General features: G+C 33.1%; 13 protein-coding genes. 9 read left to right on the top strand and 4 right to left on the bottom strand.

The features are described 5' to 3' along the window. The first annotated feature begins 56 nt into the window (after positions 1–56). A complete protein-coding gene (locus tag LS73_RS02505; protein ID WP_104692144.1) occupies positions 57–950 on the top strand; it encodes a carbon-nitrogen hydrolase in 894 nt (297 codons plus the stop codon). Positions 951–1,249: 299 nt separating this feature from the next. Here LS73_RS02505 and LS73_RS02500 read toward each other — a convergent pair whose 3' ends face one another. Further along, the gene (locus LS73_RS02500) at positions 1,250–4,009 is read right to left on the bottom strand and encodes a phosphoenolpyruvate carboxylase (protein WP_052089690.1); all 2,760 of its coding nucleotides are present in this window, start codon (positions 4,007–4,009) and stop codon (positions 1,250–1,252) included. Between the two features lie 71 nt (positions 4,010–4,080). Between LS73_RS02500 and ilvC the strand changes: the two genes are divergently transcribed. The 5 genes from ilvC (at position 4,081) to LS73_RS02475 (ending at position 9,179) form a co-directional block, all read left to right on the top strand. Continuing rightward, complete coding sequence (ilvC, locus tag LS73_RS02495; RefSeq protein WP_104692142.1) at positions 4,081–5,109, top strand: ketol-acid reductoisomerase; 1,029 nt, start codon at positions 4,081–4,083, stop codon at positions 5,107–5,109. Positions 5,110–5,748: 639 nt separating this feature from the next. Then, positions 5,749–7,101: a sodium-dependent transporter gene (locus LS73_RS02490; protein WP_034558424.1), complete on the top strand. Its 1,353-nt coding sequence runs from the start codon at positions 5,749–5,751 to the stop codon at positions 7,099–7,101. A 374-nt stretch (positions 7,102–7,475) separates the two neighbouring features. Further along, positions 7,476–7,685 carry an HNH endonuclease family protein gene (locus tag LS73_RS02485; protein ID WP_138069975.1) on the top strand — a complete coding sequence of 70 codons (210 nt, stop codon included), beginning with the start codon at positions 7,476–7,478 and terminating at the stop codon, positions 7,683–7,685. A gap of 282 nt (positions 7,686–7,967) precedes the next feature. Next, on the top strand, positions 7,968–8,147 hold the full coding sequence (locus tag LS73_RS02480) for a hypothetical protein (protein ID WP_052089774.1): 180 nt from the start codon (positions 7,968–7,970) through the stop codon (positions 8,145–8,147). 849 nt (positions 8,148–8,996) lie between these two features. Next, the gene (locus LS73_RS02475) at positions 8,997–9,179 is read left to right on the top strand and encodes a hypothetical protein (protein ID WP_138069974.1); all 183 of its coding nucleotides are present in this window, start codon (positions 8,997–8,999) and stop codon (positions 9,177–9,179) included. Between the two features lie 73 nt (positions 9,180–9,252). Here the strand turns inward: LS73_RS02475 and LS73_RS02470 are convergent, their stop codons facing one another. From LS73_RS02470 to acnB, 3 genes are all read right to left on the bottom strand, one after another. After that, positions 9,253–10,596 carry a (Fe-S)-binding protein gene (locus tag LS73_RS02470; RefSeq protein WP_052089776.1) on the bottom strand — a complete coding sequence of 448 codons (1,344 nt, stop codon included), beginning with the start codon at positions 10,594–10,596 and terminating at the stop codon, positions 9,253–9,255. 15 nt (positions 10,597–10,611) lie between these two features. Next, positions 10,612–12,048, bottom strand: a complete 1,437-nt coding sequence (hemN, locus tag LS73_RS02465) for an oxygen-independent coproporphyrinogen III oxidase (RefSeq protein WP_081955606.1) — start codon at positions 12,046–12,048, stop codon at positions 10,612–10,614. 543 nt (positions 12,049–12,591) lie between these two features. Beyond that, entirely contained in the window at positions 12,592–15,165 is a 2,574-nt protein-coding gene (acnB, locus tag LS73_RS02460) for a bifunctional aconitate hydratase 2/2-methylisocitrate dehydratase (RefSeq protein WP_034558426.1), read from the bottom strand. A 121-nt stretch (positions 15,166–15,286) separates the two neighbouring features. Here acnB and cysK point away from each other — a divergent pair, with 121 nt between their 5' ends. The 3 genes from cysK (at position 15,287) to LS73_RS02445 (ending at position 18,927) form a co-directional block, all read left to right on the top strand. Beyond that, the gene (gene cysK, locus LS73_RS02455; protein WP_034558428.1) at positions 15,287–16,207 is read left to right on the top strand and encodes a cysteine synthase A; all 921 of its coding nucleotides are present in this window, start codon (positions 15,287–15,289) and stop codon (positions 16,205–16,207) included. A gap of 430 nt (positions 16,208–16,637) precedes the next feature. Beyond that, positions 16,638–17,540, top strand: a complete 903-nt coding sequence (locus LS73_RS02450; protein WP_081955630.1) for a tRNA dihydrouridine synthase — start codon at positions 16,638–16,640, stop codon at positions 17,538–17,540. Positions 17,541–17,568: 28 nt separating this feature from the next. Then, positions 17,569–18,927: a hypothetical protein gene (locus tag LS73_RS02445; protein WP_138069973.1), complete on the top strand. Its 1,359-nt coding sequence runs from the start codon at positions 17,569–17,571 to the stop codon at positions 18,925–18,927. The last annotated feature ends 1 nt before the right edge of the window (position 18,928 follow it).

The raw sequence follows: 18,928 nt of genomic DNA, 5'->3' as shown, positions 1-18,928 counted from the left end.
TTAGCCCAAATATAAATGGAGAATTGGAATCTTTTCACATACGCAATATGCAAAGAATGAAGGAAAAGACAAAGACTCACATAGAAGAGGCTAGCAAAAACGCTAAACTAGTGCTACTACAAGAGCTACATACAACTCAATACTTCTGCCAAAGCGAAGAGACAAAATATATTGAATTTGCTAATAGCTTTGAGGAGAATGTGGATTTTTTTTCAAAAGTAGCTAAGGAATATGATGTAGTCCTAGTTACATCGCTATTTGAGAAAAGAGCGCGAGGAATTTATCATAATACAGCTGTAGTTTTTGAAAGAGATGGAAGTATTGCTGGCAAATATCGCAAAATGCACATTCCAGATGATCCGCAATTTTACGAGAAATTTTACTTTACACCAGGAGATTTAGGTTTTGAGCCTATTAATACTAGTGTGGGTAGGTTAGGCGTGCTTATTTGTTGGGATCAGTGGTTTCCTGAAGCAGCTAGGATAATGTCCATGCGTGGAGCAGATATATTAATTTATCCAACTGCCATTGGCTGGTTTGATTGTGATAGCAAAGATGAACATAAAAGACAGCTTGAAGCATGGGAAATAATACAAAGAGGACATGCTATAGCAAATGGAATTCCAGTAGCTAGTATTAATCGCGTTGGATTTGAGATGGATTTATCTTGCGAGAACAATAGAAATGTTGATTTGTCAAGAAAGAATTCAATATTTAATATTGACGATAATATCTCATATAAAACCATTCAAGGGATAAGATTCTTTGGTAATAGCTTTGTATGCGGTCCACAAGGTGAGATACTAGCTAAGGCTAGCAATGATAAAGAGGAAATTTTATATGCTAGAATTGATTTAGAGAGAATAAAGGCAGTGCGGGATATTTGGCCCTTTTTCCGAGATAGAAGAATTGAACATTATCAAGATATATTAAAGATTTATAGTAGTTAAGGATCAAAGAATTTAAATTTATTTCTAAAGATTAAGAATATATAGATATAACGGATTGCAATTCTAAATACATTTTGCCCTTATCAATCAATTACTTAGAAATAACACAAAGAGTCTAAAAATAGATATGTTTATTCCACTTAAATGATAAAGGAAGACAAAATACAATCAAAACAAAACATTAACATCATGAGGTTTTTTCATGTTAAAGATAGATTTTTCAAATTAACACATTAAAAAGATATCACATACTATATCTAGCTTCCAAGATTTAGCAAGACTAATTAATAAGATGAAAATCAGCCTGTATTGCGAATACCTTGTGCAATACCAATGATTGTGCCATGTATCTGTTCTATAAGCCTAGTTTTCAAGTCGCTATATTGAGCACTTTTATATCTCTTAATCAATTCAATTTGCAATAGACTTAAAGCTTTGACATTTGGCATACGAGCCAGAATCCTATCCCTTAATTTAGAATTTGCCTCTAACAAATAATTTTCATTCCGCACAATGAGTAACCATTCAAGTGTTTTTTGATATTCATTGTAAATCTTGCTCCATACGCTTTTCCTCAATCCTAACTCGCCTACAAATTCATTATAACATTCAGCTATTTCCATATCTACATTTATAAATCCTTGGGCTATATTATCAATGGTAGTTTTAAAGAATATAGATTCAGCATAGCAACCTTGTAATAATTGTTTATCAGCTAAGCCACTAAGCGCACTACCAAGCCCATACCAAGCAGGGATAATAGAGCGATTTTGCGTCCAAGAAAACACCCAAGGAATAGCTCTTAAATCTTCAACCCTCTGAGTATCTTTTCGCTTACTTGGACGAGAACCTAAATTTAGATTCTGTATGAATTCTATAGGCGTGGCATTTTTAAAATATTCTACAAAATTTGGGGTTTCATAGACCAGATCTCTATAAGCACGATATGAAATCCTAGATAGCTCTTCTAACCTTGGAAGAAACGGATCTCTCTGACAATACAATTGCTTTGAGTTATATGTATCCATATCTATGTCTTTAATATCAGTCGTGCAAAAATTATCATGCACAGCCTTATTTAGTAAGCTAGCCAATGTAAGCGCGAAACTCCTAATGGCTATTCTAGGATTCAAATAGCGAGATGAAATAATCTCACCTTGCTCTGTTGTTTTAAGGGTTGTGCCTATGCTACCTGTTGGAAATGCCAAAAGAGCATTCTCAAGCCGACCACCACCACGACTAATGCTACCTCCTTTACCATGAAATAACATAAAATGAATGCCAAGTCTAGATTCCAATCTTACAAGATTTGATATAGCCTTGTATAGTGAATAGTTCGATGCAAAGATACCGCCATCTTTGCTAGAATCCGAATAACCAATCATAATTTGTTGCGCATTGCCTGAATCTTGCAAATATTGTTTATAGTGCTCATTCTTAGTTAAAGTCTCTAAGATTTCCTCTGCATTCTCCAAATCATCAATAGTCTCAAACAGCGGCGTAATGAAAATTCCAGATTTGCCCTCTTTTATTACTGTTTGCCCATTGTCAAGCACCTTTACTTTACCTCTCTGCCACAATCCACTACAGTATGCAAGATATAACACAGCCAATAAATCACTTGCGGTCGTAGTCATAGAAACAATAAAACTTTTCAACACGTCCTTACTAATAGCATTCTTTGCCCATAAAACTCTCAAAAACGCATTCAATGTATGCCTTGTTTGAGAGCTTACATCCCAAAGAATCCCATTTAAATTAATTGGCGCTTCACTTAACACTTTATTAAGTATCTCAATCTTTTTTGACTCATGCCTATGTAAGAAATCGCTATCTGTATACCCAAGCAGACATAGCATTTCTGATACGGCACTAAGATACATATCTCTATGCTCACGAAAATCAAGCTGCATTAAGTGAAATCCTCCAAGTAACACTAGATTACGTAAACTCCTAAGTCTTGTTGATGAGATTGAATCAAGCGAATCAATAAGCATATCAATGTCATCTAACAATTCTTTTGGATTGCGATATGTGAAATCTATATCATTAATGGAATTCACCTTTAGCAAGCGATTTTGTAGCTTTAGTTTGATTATATTTAACTTCGCTCTAAATGGCTCTCTTTCATGTAGTTTTAGAGAAGTTTGATTTAAATAAGCTTTTTCTTTTTGCAAGGATTTTTGTAATTCATTGCTAGGCTGGCAGAAATCTACTGATATTGATAACTCTCTTATTAACTTATTTATCCGTTCAATGTAGGTATTAATAATTAGTTCATGTTGTATTTTCATTACGCGAGTCATCATTTCATTTGTTACAAATGGATTACCATCTCTATCTCCGCCTATCCAACTTCCTAACTTAATTGGAGATATTTTTAACGGCTTATTTAGTCGATTTGAAACTTGATTTAGAACACGCAATGCGCTAGGTAAGATACTATTTTCTACGATATAAAGTAAATTATCAAGCTCAAATATTACCTCTAATTTTTCACTGCGCACTAAATGACTATTCCATAATAAATGCAAGCGATACTTAATATTATCTTGGCTTTGTCTAATTTCTCTTTCTTTATTTATAAATGAGCTAGGGGCATTAGAGAATTGTTCAATCTTTTCCAACTCTGTGGTGATTTCTTGGTGTGCTTCAAGGAATGTGCGCCTCCTTGATTCTGTTGGATGGGCAGTAAAGACAGGATAAAACCGAATTGATTCTAGCACCCTGTCACAATCTAATCTATCAAAACCTTCAGATTCTAGATTATGATACACCTCTGCAATACTTCTTGAAACGCTCGCAATCTGGGCTTGCTCCTGTTCTTCATCGATATTTAGGATTATATTGTGCAATGAACATGCTTTTATAACACCCATGAGTTGCTCACTATCATTAATACCATCAAATATTGATTTTAACTTCTTTAAATCATCGTTTTTATCATTCAATGATTGAATAAGCAATAAAAATATTTGCTTAACCTTTGGACTATTTTCCTCAATAACTTCTAGCAAAATGTCTCGCATAATTTCATATTTTGAAAATTTCTCTTGCATCATTCCACCCCCTAATTTTTTGTTTTATGCTATCATATTAGTATATTTTAGCATTTTAAATAAGGAATACTATGGCATTAAAAGTATATTATGACAAAGATTGCGACCTAGCACTTATTCAGAGAAAAAAGGTAGCCATCATTGGTTTTGGTTCTCAAGGACATGCGCATGCAGAGAATTTACGTGATTCTGGTGTGAAAGAGGTGCTTATTGGGCTTTATAAAGGTGGTAAAAGCTGGAGTAAAGCAGAATTAAAAGGCTTTAAGGTGCTAGAAGTTAGTGAAGCAACAAAGCAAGCTGACGTTATTATGATTTTAATACCTGATGAGTTACAAGCTGATGTGTTTGAACGAGATATTAGACCACATCTAAGCGAAGATAAGATTATTGCCTTTGGTCATGGATTTAATATCCACTTTGGGCAGATTAAAGCCCCTAAAGGCGTTGGTGTTATTATGGTAGCACCAAAAGCACCAGGACATACTGTTAGAAGTGAATTTGTAAAAGGTGGTGGAATACCAGATCTAATTGCCATAGAGCAAGACACAAGCAGAGGTGATGCAAAAGCTATAGCATTAAGTTATGCAAGTGCTATTGGTGGAGGACGTAGTGGAATTATTGAAACAACATTCAAAGACGAAACTGAAACAGATTTGTTTGGAGAGCAAGCTGTGTTATGTGGCGGCATTACAAGCCTTGTAAAAGCTGGTTTTGAAACATTAGTAGAGGCTGGATATCCAGAAGAGATGGCATATTTTGAATGCTTACATGAGTTAAAGCTAATAGTTGATCTTATCTATCAAGGTGGTTTAGCAGATATGCGCTACTCTATATCTAATACTGCAGAATATGGCGATATGGTAAGTGGTCCAAAGGTGATAAACGAAGAATCTAAAAAAGCCATGAGACAGATTCTAAAGGATATTCAAGATGGGAGATTTGCAAAAGATTTTGTCTTAGAGCGTAAGGCTGGCTATGCTAGAATGAATTCAGAACGTAACAATCTAGCAAATCATCAGATAGAAAAAGTAGGTGAGAGGTTGCGATCAATGATGCCTTGGATTAAAGTGGGTAAGCTTATTGATCAAGATAAAAACTAGTATTTAGAATAGAATCTTATTCACATCAACTGACTAGATACCATCTATTGCAATATGTAATATTTTAGCATCTAATTAGATTCTATATTGCTAGTGTCAGCATAGTTACAATTAAAACAGTTTGTTTGAAAATTAAGCTTAATAATATATTCTAAGTAAAGGATAGTCAAAGTTTTATTTATTAATGATTTAATCATATTATCATAACAATATGATGCCATATCTTGAAGTTTTATATGCCTCTTATAATGCTAAAAACTATCATAATGTTTTATTTACTTTGTTTATTTCTATTATTATAAAGTCCGAGATAAACAATATATTAATTATATTTAATAAAACAAATGTGTAGGTTATATACATAAAGTAATTAATTGATAAAAAGTAAGCTTTATTTGGAGTTATAAATTGCAATTAAACAAACATTTTAACATTAAACTCAATCATACGCTTTGATAGAACTAATATAGCCTTAACATCAATAAATACTATTAAAAATTATATTTATGAAATTATCAATCATTACGTGAAAAAATCTTTTAAAATATTTGTAAAATATTAGCATGTCTAGCTTTGAGAATGGTTTATGTTGCTCTCTTAATTAAGACTAGATAAATACTACAGCAATAAGGATCGTTCATGCAAAATAATTTTGGTAAAATAGGATTCGTTCTTGCAGTGCTTGGTAGCTCAATTGGATTAGGTCATATTTGGCGTTTCCCAGCTGTAACTGGGACTAGCGGGGGAGCTGCGTTTGTACTTGTATTCTTAGGTATTTCAATTGTAATTGGTTGTGCTATGCTGATTGCAGAAATGTTAATTGGACAACAAGGTAGAAAAAATGTCCCAGATAGCTTTAAGGTTATCACAGGAAATCCAAATACTAAATGGAGATTCATGGGTGTAGCGTTGTTTGCAGGACCTATTATTTTAACATTCTATTGCGTGGTATTAGGCTGGGTGCTTTATTATCTATTTTTTGTTAGCTTTAATCTACCGCAAACATTTGATGAGAGTGGCATAATATTTGAAGCCCTAATTTCAAGTAACAAACAAATGTTATATCAAATTGTTTGTTTTGGGTTAATCTTAATAGCAACAGCATATAGTATAGTACACGGAATCAAAGGTATAGAAAAGTTAAACATAGTTCTAATTCCATTACTTTTTTGTATATTCTTTGGCTTACTATGCTACGCTGCATTTCTACCAAAATTCACAGATAGCCTAATATTTATGTTTAAGCCAGATTTCTCAAAAATAGATTCTAATGTATTGGTAAATGCAATGGGACAAGTGTTCTTTTCTCTATCTATTGGAGCAGGGACAATACTTACATATTCTTCACACTCAAGCAAGAATCAAAATTTGCTAAAAACGTCCCTATATATTCTTATTCCAGGCATAATTATTTCCATTATGGCTGGACTAATAATTTTTACATTTGTATTTACATACGGAAGTGAAAGCAATATATCAGAAGGCCCTGGATTAATTTTTGTTACATTACCTGTAATGTTTGAAAAATTTGGATCTCTTGGAACTATACTTTGCTTCCTTTTTATGGCAGGGCTAATATTTGCTGGAATCTCTTCCACTGTATCCTTGCTTGAACCATGCATAAAATATATCTGCGATAGAAGTAAATATCCTAGATATATAATTACATATTCTGTTACATTTGGAATCTTTGTATGCGGTATTTTCATCATATTATCAATGAATGCAGAATATGGAAAGTATTTTACTATATTAGGCAAAAGTCTTTTTGATATAGCAGATTGGCTTAGCGCGAATATATTGCTTACTTGGTGCGGATTCTTCTTCTCAATATTTATCGCATATGTTGTTCCCAAACAGAAATTAAGAGAGTGGACTAAACCCTATTTCAAAAGTGATATATTGTTTTTTTCATGGCTATATTCACTTAGAGTTCTAGCTCCGATTATGGTATGCACAATTTTTATTCGTAAACTCTCAGATTTATTCTAACAATAATGGTAATTATGGCTAAAAGATTCCAAGTATTACTTGGCAATAAAAACATTTATTATTTCCCCTAATTATATTTGCGATAGCAACGTGATTTATATTCATGGGAAATGCTAGCCAGCAAAACTTCGCAGAATCAAAGAAATTGCTCACTAAAAGCATGTGGTAGGCATAATTTACACAAGATTTTTATTGTCAAGCCACTTTTCAATTCACAGATAATGGCATGTAAATCATTTCAAGCATTTATTAAACACCAAGAAAGCCTTTAACAAAAAATAATAAAGCAAACATTAGGGTTAATAGTATTGAGTTTGAACACATAATGCCAGCCCATAACTTTGGCAAGCATCTTGCATAATGTAAGAATAAAGGTGCGCAAAGGCTGCAAAAGCGATAGTGCTTTTAATCTTATGGAAGCAAACTTGTATAATCTAATCCAAGCTATAGGAGAGATAAATACCGATAAAAGCAATTATCACTATGCGGAATCTAGCATGGATACTACATTTGGTAAATATGGAAATTGTCCTGTTTATTATATAGATTTCATGAGTAAAACCTATAATATAAGAAGATTATGATGGTATGGAATAGACGTATCCGCCAAATGAATTGAAATAAACGTAACGAAATTATTAAGGAAATTATGATTTGGTGATATATTATTGCAAAAAATATTTTAAATAGCATTGATTGCTATTTAAAATACAAAACTTTTTGTATTTTAAAACTTGGCAGGAAAACTTAGAAAGTGCTACATTTAAAAATATCAACTAATTACCTAGCAAAGCTTTGGTAAGCTTTAAAGCAAAGCCTTGCTTTGAGTAATAAAATGCGTTATAAAAGCCAAGAAAAGGCTAATAATGAAAGAATCTCTATATCATTCAAGCTTCTTTAGAATCTACAAAATGCAAAATTGGTATACTAATGACCCAGCAAGACAACTAAAAGAATATCACTCACAGGCAAAAGCAAAGATAATATTTATAGCTATAGTTTTACCTGTGATGTCAAAAATATGTGACAAATTGAAAAAGATATAAAAAATACTTTTTTGCATTTGCGAGAGCAGGCTAATAAAGAAATGTATTTTATAATGAATTCTTGTTTTCTGTATATGTGGATTTATCTAAGCTCATGATGATTTTATCAAAGAAGTCTTTATAAAAAGTCAGAAAAGCAAAACTATATAAAAGTCGTGCCAAAAATTATGCCAAGTTTAGAGGAGAGAGGCTTAAATAAACAAGCATTACTCAACAAAGCAAGGATAGTAAAAAATGATGAATTCTATACAAGTTTAGAAGACTATAAAAAAAGAGCTTTGTATATATCCCAAATCTATTTGGAAAGATAAGGTTGTGTTTTGTAACTGTGATAATGCTGTAGGAGAAATAGAGACTAAAAAGATAGCCCTACTTTTGCTTTATTTTTTATTAAAAACTTCTTTCAATTGGGGTTTAAAAAGCCTATTTGCACGTATTATGGCACTCCTACTGATTTGTTTAATGCTGGACGCACCGGATATATTTTAAGCAAAGAGGGAATAAGGGAGTTAAGAGAATCGCCAAGGGGCTATTAGGTAGCTTTAATTCTCCTTTATCTTTAGGATTCTAAAAATGCAAGCAGATATTGCTTGTACCAATCTGCTCTTTCACGCATGAGAAATTTCTGGAAAATATTAATAGAATCTAAAAAGAAGTTTATAATTATCTCAAATATTACAAACGCCAAAAATAACACTTATTTGCTATATTTCACAAAAAACAAGTATGTGCGGGAATAGTGAGATTGATTGGTTTTTAAATCCCAAAAGAGAGCTAGTTAGAGCAGCTGGATTTTGGTATACAAATATTAAAATAAAATAGCATCCTAGATATAAGAAATTAAAGATTTTGCTACTAGATGAGATTCCAGAGAAATGTAAATACTTTGATGATCATGGAATATTAGTTATGGATAATTATTATATCACTAGTGATTATAAAAGAAAAATGCTATGTCTGTTAGAGCCATTTAAATGGAATCTTAGAAAAGGTGGTATAAGATTTTTAGTGTCAAACAATATGACCCAATAGTCAATGGCAAGATAAAATTTGGCAGAACTTTGATCCAAAAAATAAATTCTTAAAAGCTTTTAAGCATGAATTATTACAATCCTAGATTTTGAGCGATTAACTCTAAAGGATGTTTGAACTCAACTTGCACATTATTGCGCTCTAGCGAATCATTAATCTGCATGCGACATGCACTACACTCGGCACTAACAACATTTGCTCCACTGTTTGCAATATTTAAAGCCTTATTATCACCAATATGCTTTGCTAGATGATATTTTTCACTCTGTATTGTTACCCCTCCAAACCCACAACAAACATTGCTATCTTTCATCTCCACTATATGAAAGTTTGATAAAAGATGTCTCGGCTCTTGAAAAATCTTCAAAGTTTTCTTAGCATGACATGGATCATGATATGTAATAACTTTATCAATATTTTTATCAATAGGAAAATTTTTTAGCAAGTCCATTAATCTCGTGTGTTTATAAAGCCATTCACTAGCCATAAATGTCTTTTTGGTTAGAATATCAAGCTTTTGTATATACTCCGTATTATCCATTCCAAAAACTTCAGTTTCTATCTCTAAGGCATGTAACCAATCAAGCTTTAACATAGATGCACAAGTAGCCTCTGGGATAAGAACAACATCTATCTCATGAATAAATGTCATGAAATAATCTAAATTCTTTTTTATAAGTCTTGTTGTATTGCGAATATCGCCGCTAAAAAATGCTGGTGCCCCGCAACATTCCTGTTTATTCGGGATAAAAACATCAATATCTAACCTCTGAAGTATCTTAACAAGGCTAATTCCTACATCAATATAATTGTAATTGCTTAAACAACCAATATAAATACCAACTTTTTGTAATGGCTTAGAATCTGATGTATATCCCTTGATTGTATTATTAATTCTCTGCCAACCACTATAACGTTGTAAAAAACTCTTTGATAGCAAGGGAGCAATCACCCTACCATCAAGCAAATCTCTAAATCTAGATGGGACAAAGCGCAATTTCTTATGCCCATTAGATGTCTTGAATAAGCAAGGATTAAAATAAAATCCAAACGAAAAAAGAATATTCAAAACTTTTCGATTCCCAAGCAGATAAAAAGCTATCCTTTTATAGAGTGGGATACCATACTTCTGCGCAATATCCACACGAGCACGTTCAATTACTACATCTATTGGTAAGCTTATTGGACATTGAGTAACACAAGTAGTGCATAGGAAACAAGATTCTATAGAATCTTTAAACTCCATGTCCATTTTAAGCTTACCCTCTGCATAAGCACTAACTAAATCTAGATAGCCCCTAGGTGCAGTAACTTCATCTCTATTAATGGAATATATTGTGCAAGTTGGAATACATTTTGCGCATTTTACACAGCTTAACGCGCTCTTCTGCATAATGGTTGAATGGTTCTCGCTCATAATTCCCCCAAAGGACTAAATAGTTTTACTAAATCGTTTAGTAACATTACTTACTAAATATGTATCAAATATCATAGCAATATTACGAATAAGCATATTCCCTGTAGGATTAACCCTAACTCCGCTAGAATCTAATTCTAAAAATCCAAGTTCTGCAAAATTACTAATTTGCTGCAATTCTTTATCAAAATGAGATATAAAGTCAATATCAAACGTTCTATTAAAATATCTAAAATCTAGCCTAGATGTATTCATAAGGCTCATTATCACTTCCTTGCGCAATATATCTTCAGGTTGCAAGATAATTCCACATGCAACAGGTAACTCATTGGAATCTAATGCTATTTCATACTTTTGTATATCCTTATGGTTTTGTGTGTAATAATTTACACCTTCGCCAATAGAGGTTACACCAATGCCAATAGTTTGAGAAAAACCTTTTGTAGTATATCCTTGAAAATTACGCCTTAACTTACCTTTTTGTAACGAATCATATAAAGAATCATTAGTTTTTGCAAAATGATCCATGCCAATCATTTGATAGCCATTAGATTTTAAAAAAGAAATAATCTCCCTTAACATAAGTAACTTATGTGATGGATTAGGCAAAGTATCTTCATTGATCTTTCGCATAGTTTTCTTAACCCAAGGTACATGAGCATAATTAAAGATTGCCAATCTATCAGGTTGCAAGGAAATAACAGTTTGCAGAGTCGCAATAAAGCTATCAACATTTTGATATGGCAATCCATAAATCAAGTCAAAATTAATCGAGCTGATACCATATTTCCTAGCCATTAATACGCTATTTGCTACCAATTCTATAGGTTGAATTCTATTAACTGCTTGCTGAACTTTAGAATCAAAGTCCTGCACGCCAAAGCTTACGCGATTGCAGCCATTCTCTCTTAAAACCGCCATTTGCTCATCTTGAAAATATCTAGGATCTATCTCACAGCTAATTTCGCAATCATTACTAAAATTTGGAAAAACATGTCGTATCATAGTAAAAACCCTGTGCAATTGCGAAGCATTAAAGAATGTCGGAGTGCCACCACCAAAATGGAATTGAACAACATCGCGATTAGTATCAAAGGAATTAGAAAGGATACTTAGCTCTTTTTCAAGATAATTTATATATCGCTCTTTTCGCTCTTCCTTGCTTGTATAAATGACATTACAACCACAAAAATAACATGCACTTTTACAAAAAGGCAAATGTGTATATAACGAAAGCGGTTTATCTTTATAATGTACATCAGAATCTTTAAGACATTCTCGTAGATTTATATGGGTAAAATTATTAGAAAATTCATTTGCAGTAGGGTAGCTTGTATAACGTGGTCCGGGTTTTGAATACTTTGCCAATGCTTCAAAGTCAATATCAAAACATTCTTTCTTACTAGTAAAATCTTGCTTAGCAATTGCACTATGGGGGGTATATATTGGCATGGAATTCCTTGTTTTCGTAGTCAGAGGATTATAGCAAAACACATATATAGAATGCACATTTTGAATTAAATTTATAACTATTTCAAAACTAGAATAAAACTATAATAATTAGTAAAATATTCTTAACGGATTTAAGATTATTATGCAATTCATGTTAACAAAGAAAAATAATAATCAATCAAACTCTAAGTAAAACAAATAGGTAACATTTATTTACCATTTATAATACTATTAATATTTGCTATTATTTATAAATTAAGTTTTATATATTAACACCTTTATAAACTATTAAGTTATTATACTTTAATCATTATATGAATTATAAAAAATAAAATTTTTGAGCCACTAGGAAAACACTATTTATATACCTACTTTATCATAAGCCTTATATATTTTTGAAAGTGCATAATTAATTAGTAATAGCATGTAATTAATAAGCAATTGCAACAATAAAATAAAAACTTAAATTATAGAATCTTCGTTCACAACTACAACACAAAAACCAACCAAATCAAAATATATAAACATTAGCTAGAATGCAAATTAAAGTGTAAAATCTTTAATTTTGTCAAACTCTAAATATCGATATACCTTACTAGTATTCTCACCTAATTTTTGTGGGACTATTTTTAGATATTCATCTATACTTGGAAGTCTACCTAGCTTTGCGCAAACAGCTGCAAGTTCCGCGCTTCCTAGATATACTTTCGCACCCTTACCCATACGGTTATCAAAATTTCTAGTAGAAGTAGAAAACACAACCGCATTATCTCTAACTCTTGCCTGATTACCCATACATAGACTACATCCAGGTATCTCTATCCTAGCACCTGTTGCACCAAATAAACTAAAATAGCCCTCGTCGCTCAATTGCTTAGAATCCATCTTGGTAGGTGGCACAAGCCAAGTTCTAGTAGCACTTTGCCCCTCATTCTTCATAATTTCACCAAAGGCTCTAAAATGTCCAATATTTGTCATGCAACTCCCAATAAATACTTCATCAATATTCTTTGGTCTATTAGGATCTGCTAAAACCTCACCCAAAGTGGCCACATCATCTGGATCATTTGGACAAGCAAGGATTGGTTCTTTAATTTCTGCGAGATCAATTTCAATCACTGCGGCATATTCTGCGTCCTTATCAGCTCTTAAAAGAATTGGATTATTGATCCAATCTCTCATTTTCTGCGCTCTCCTCTTTAACGTCTGGACATTTCCATAGCCATCTTTTATCATAGCTTCAATAAGGGCAATATTAGATTCTAAATATTCAATAATTGGTTCTTTATTTAAAGCTATAGTGCAAGCTGCCGCACTTCTTTCTGCGCTTGCATCAGATAGCTCAAAGGCTTGCTCCACCTTAATATCTTCTAATCCTTCAATCTCTAGCACCTTGCCGCTAAAGATATTCTTCTTATTTTGCTTAGGCACAGTTAAAAGACCATTTTTAATAGCATAGTATGGAATTGCATTCACTAAATCTCGCAGGGTAATACCCGGATTCATCTTTCCTTTAAATCTGACTAATACAGATTCTGGCATATTTAAAGGCATGCTTCCTGTAACAGCTGCAAATGCTACAAGACCGCTTCCTGCAGGAAAACTAATACCTATTGGAAACCTAGTATGAGAATCTCCACCAGTGCCAACTGTATCAGGTAAGCAAAATCTATTAAGCCAAGAATGTATTACACCATCTTTTGGGCGAAGTGCCACACCACCTCGACTTGTCATAAAATCCGGCAAGGTAGCCTGCAAACTTACATCAGCTGGCTTTGGATATGCAGCAGTATGGCAGAAGCTTTGCATAACAAAATCAGAACTATAGCTTAAACTAGCCAATTCCTTTACCTCATCTCTTGTCATAGCACCTGTTGTATCTTGAGAGCCAACTGTAGTAGCTTTTGGCTCGCAATACTCCCCTGCTCTAACGCCATCTTTTCCGCATGCAATGCCTACCATTTTTTGAGCTAAAGTAAATCCTTTGCTACTTGAAGCTGGTTGAATTGGTTTAGTAAATACATCAGATTCTCCCAAACCTAAAAATTTTCTTGCTTTGTTTGTCAACCCTCTACCTATAATAAGCGGGATTCTACCTCCTGCACGAATTTCATCAAATATAGTATTAGGAGTAAGGCTAAAATTACTAACAACTTTAGAATCCTTAATAATCTCACCTTCATAAGGTTTTAGAGTAATAATATCTCCTTCTTTAAGCTCATCAACATTTGCTACAATAGGTAAACATCCGCTATCTTCACAAGTCGCAAAGAATATTGGAGCAATAATTCCACCAATCACAAAACCACCGCTTTTTTTATTTGGCACATAAGGAATATCTTTGCCAAAATGCCATACGATAGAATTGCAAGCCGACTTTCTACTACTACCTGTGCCAACAACATCGCCAACATAAACCACATCTGCACTATTTTTAGCTGCCACTTCCTTGATATTGTTAAGACGAGATTCATAATTATCAATTCTGCTTTTTAACATTGCATTTGCATGCAGGGGGATATCACTCCTAGTAAAAGCATCGCTTGCAGGACTTAAGTCATCGGTATTAGTTTCTCCGTCTATTTTTAAAACAACAAGCTTAATCTCTTCTGGTAGCTTTGTTTTAGATAAGAACCACTCTGCATTTGCCCAAGATTCTATAACATCCTTGGCATAAGAGTTAGTCGCGCTAAGACTAGCTACATCATCAAATGCATCATATACAAGCAACGTATGCTTAAGTGCATCTGATGCAGCCCTAGATATGCTTTCATCATTACTTTGTAATGCACGAACTAAGTAAGGAACATTATATCCACCAAGCATAGTTCCTAAAATCTTAACTGCTTCTGAAGGTGTAAAATCGATACTTTTTAAATCACCTGAGACAATCTTTCCTAAAAATTCCGCCTTTAATTTCGCAGAATCATCTACTCCAGGGCTTATACGATTTACTAACAATTCTTTGCAAAATGTCCTATCTCCACTGCTTTTATTTGATAAAATTTCAATAAGCTCCTTTGTTTGGTCTACATTTAATGCTAATGGAGGAACACCTTGCTGTTTTCTTTCTTTCACAAGGTTATTATATTTTTCTATAAAATTACTTAATCCCATAACTTCTCCTTTAAATGATCAGAAAACCAATCCCGATTAACCTTTGATAGTTAAAATAATTCTAGCCTAAAGGCTTAAACATACACTTAACATACAATATTTTGAAACAGGAGTTTTTCCAATGATAGCACAAAATGTAACAGAACTTATTGGTAATACACCAATAGTAAAACTAAATAAGCTATCCCAAAAATTCGGAGCAAATATATTTGGCAAATGCGAATTTATGAACCCAAATGGTTCTATTAAAGATAGAATTGCCATAGCAATGGTTACAGAAGGACTAAAAAGCGGACAGATTAATCAAGACACAAATATCATAGAAGCTACAAGTGGCAATACAGGTGTAGGATTAGCAGGAGTATGTGCGTCACTTGGATTAAAGCTTACTATTGTAATGCCAAGCTCCATGAGCATAGAAAGAAGAAAAATTATAGCTGCGTTAGGAGCAAAATTAGAGCTTACACCACCAGAGAAAGGAATGAAGGGTGCGTTAGAAAGAGCAAAAGAAATAAATGAATCAAATAAAAATTCAATCATTCTTAGGCAATTTGAGAATAAAGCAAATGTAAAGATTCACAAAGAAACCACAGCACAAGAAATAGTTAGCTCATTTGGTAGGGAAAAAGTTGATATTTTTGTAGCTGGCGTTGGAACAGGTGGTAGCATTACTGGTATTTCAGCGGTGCTAAAACAACATTATCCTAGTGTGCAAATAGTAGCAGTAGAACCAGCTAACTCGCCGGTTTTGAGTGGTGGAGCACCAAGCCCACATAAGATACAAGGAATTGGAGCTGGATTTGTCCCACAAATATTAGATACAAATGCTTATAGCGAAATTATCAAAGTAGAAAATGATGAAGCATTTGCTATGGCAAGAATTGTTGCTACAAAAGAAGGTATATTAGTCGGAATATCAAGCGGTGCTAATGTGCATGCAGCAAAGATTCTAGCAAAAAAACATCCAAATGCAAATATACTTACTATGCTAAACGACACAGGTGAGAGATATTTATCAACTGAATTATTTGAAGTGCAGTAGGCTTAATATTTGCCGATAATTTTGGAATCTAGTGCTATAGTTGTAAATTGAGTTTATTTGGCATAAGTTAGCAAAAAGATATTTTATATTGGGCTTTAGATTTCAAAATACGGCTAATTAAAAATTAAAAATTCTTAATAAATCATAAATAAATCTATATACTATACCTAAATACAACACTTGAATGTTAAATATATCAAAAGAGGATAAAGTGAAAAAATCGTTGTGCTACAAAAACCACTATCATAGCGTTACGGCTTTAAAACAATATTTAGAATCCTTTAAGAATACAAAAACACAAAACCACTTGGCTAGCAAACCACATATAACAGAGCAAAATAATGACAAAAAAAATGTAACACCAAAGATATCAATACAAAACCAAGGTATAATCTCAAAACAACAATCTTATCTACCTGTTCCGCTATTAATGCTAGCACCTCTAGCAGGATATAGCGATGTGCCATTTCGTAAAGTTGTAAAAGATTTTGGCGTAGATATAACAGTTAGCGAAATGATAAGCTCGCATGCACTTGTATATGATAATACGAAAACAATGAAAATGACATTAAAAAATCAAAACGAAATCCCATTTGCATTGCAGATATCAGGTAGCCAAGAATCCATACTTAAACAAGCAATAGAGAAGATTAACATGCTTGAATGGGTAGATATTATTGATTTTAACTGCGGTTGCCCAGCACCAAAAGTAGCAAATCATGGTAACGGTAGCGCATTACTTAAAGATTTACCAAAATTTGTATCACTGCTTCAATATATACAAAAACACAGCACGAAAAAAATTCATTCTGTGAAAGTTAGATTAGGTTTTGATAAAAAGATTCCAATCGAGCTAGCGCATGCAATCAATGAAAGTGGTGTAGATTATTGCGTTGTGCATGCTAGAACTAAGACAGATTGCTATAAAAAAGAAAGAATTGATTATGATTCTTTAGCTAGTATGAAGGAAATCTTGCATATACCACTTATTGCTAATGGAGAGATTGATAGTCTAGAAACATATCAAAAAGTTATGCAAATTACCAACGCAGACGGAGCAATGATAGGCAGAGCAGCACTCAAATCACCTTGGATATTTTGGCAGATTAGATGCAATACTAAAGAATTACCTATTATACTTAAAAGAGATTTAGTGCTTAGTCATTTTGATTCGATGTTTGAGTTCTATGGAGATAGAGGGGTCATTATGTTTCGCAAGAATTTACATTCATATGCGAAAGGATATAAAAACTCAAGCAAATATAAAGACTTTGTGAATGGGGAGAAAAATTACTATAGGATTAGAGAATCAATACAATCTTTTTTCGCATAATACAGATATTCATATAAAAGGGGTAATTATGAAATATGATTATACAAGATGCTGGAGTGCTTTATGCACTGTGTTGAATGCAAAACAAGGCAATTCTCGTATAACCTTAAGTCGTATAATAAAACAAAGCAAAAAACACTCTTTAAAAATCTTGCAATGCAAATACAAATTGAGCAATACCAAGCGATATAAATCTTACAATACGCAGCAAAATGTAACTCAAAATGATACTACCATAAAACATATCAATAATTCCCAAAACTCTAACGTTATAGAAACATATAATGCTTCATGTAGCGATATACCATTAATAAACACAGACTTGCAGCAAAGCTATATACTATATGTTAAACTATATATATGTTCACAGCCAATAAAGCAAACTATAAAAATAATGCCCAAAGTATTCCTTTTGCTTTTCATATCTAACTCCATATCTCAAGCATCAAGAACGCAATTTTTCTTAGGACTTGGAAGCTCTATTACAGAACCAAAGGTTTACACAGATTCAAAAAACCAAATGACAAAGAATACTTCTAGTGTAAATGAAAGCGGTGGGTTTTATTATAACCAAGAGCAACTAGGAAACTATGAGGGTAATGCAAAAGATATTAGAAGCATATACGCAGGTATAGAAACTACTATTGATGATTGGGATATTTTTACTGTGCGCGGCTTTATAAGTGCTAGCTACTCAAATAGTGTGAATTTTGGGAATCTAAAGGGTGTTAGAAACGGAAATTTAAGACCATGTAATCAAAATGAGTTGCCAACCCTAACAACAATTTGCTTTCGTGATCAATTTCCTACATCACAGCCAGGTGTAACTGTGCCTCTTAACACAAATCCTGGATTTGCCAATAGCATTAGCTCAAATGCGTTAATGCTAAGCTATAGTGCGGGAGCTGACATAGGTATAAATATACCAATCCATGTAGTAATTGAAAAGACATCAGGATATAAAATTATATCTCTAAGAGTTGGATTATATCTTGGTGGTGGATATCAATTCACATCATATAGCATAGGAACTTACGACGATAGAACATACAGTAATCAAGTCCCAGTATTTGACGATACGAACCGCAGTCAAATCATATCAAATACTAGAAATGATACATTATATGCCGCGGGAGGCGGTTGGTTTTTCCACGCGGGATTTAATTTCTACATTAGCAATAATTTACGAATTGACATTGGAGCAAAGTTAGATTCTACTGCTAGAGAATCTTCAAGATGGTATCTACAACAAGCAACTAGTCCACCAGCCAATCCAGCTCCACCGGCTCCACCACATAATCCAGTCTTTTTTGAGCAACTCCTAATACAAAGTCATAGTATTAGAATGTCCCCTGTGTGGCATGTAAATATGTATGTTTTATTCTAAT

It is taken from the genome of Helicobacter muridarum (assembly GCF_000765805.2).
Taxonomy (GTDB): domain Bacteria; phylum Campylobacterota; class Campylobacteria; order Campylobacterales; family Helicobacteraceae; genus Helicobacter_A; species Helicobacter_A muridarum.
Note: the sequence above shows the minus strand (reverse complement) of the source record. Positions and strands in the feature narration are given on the sequence as shown.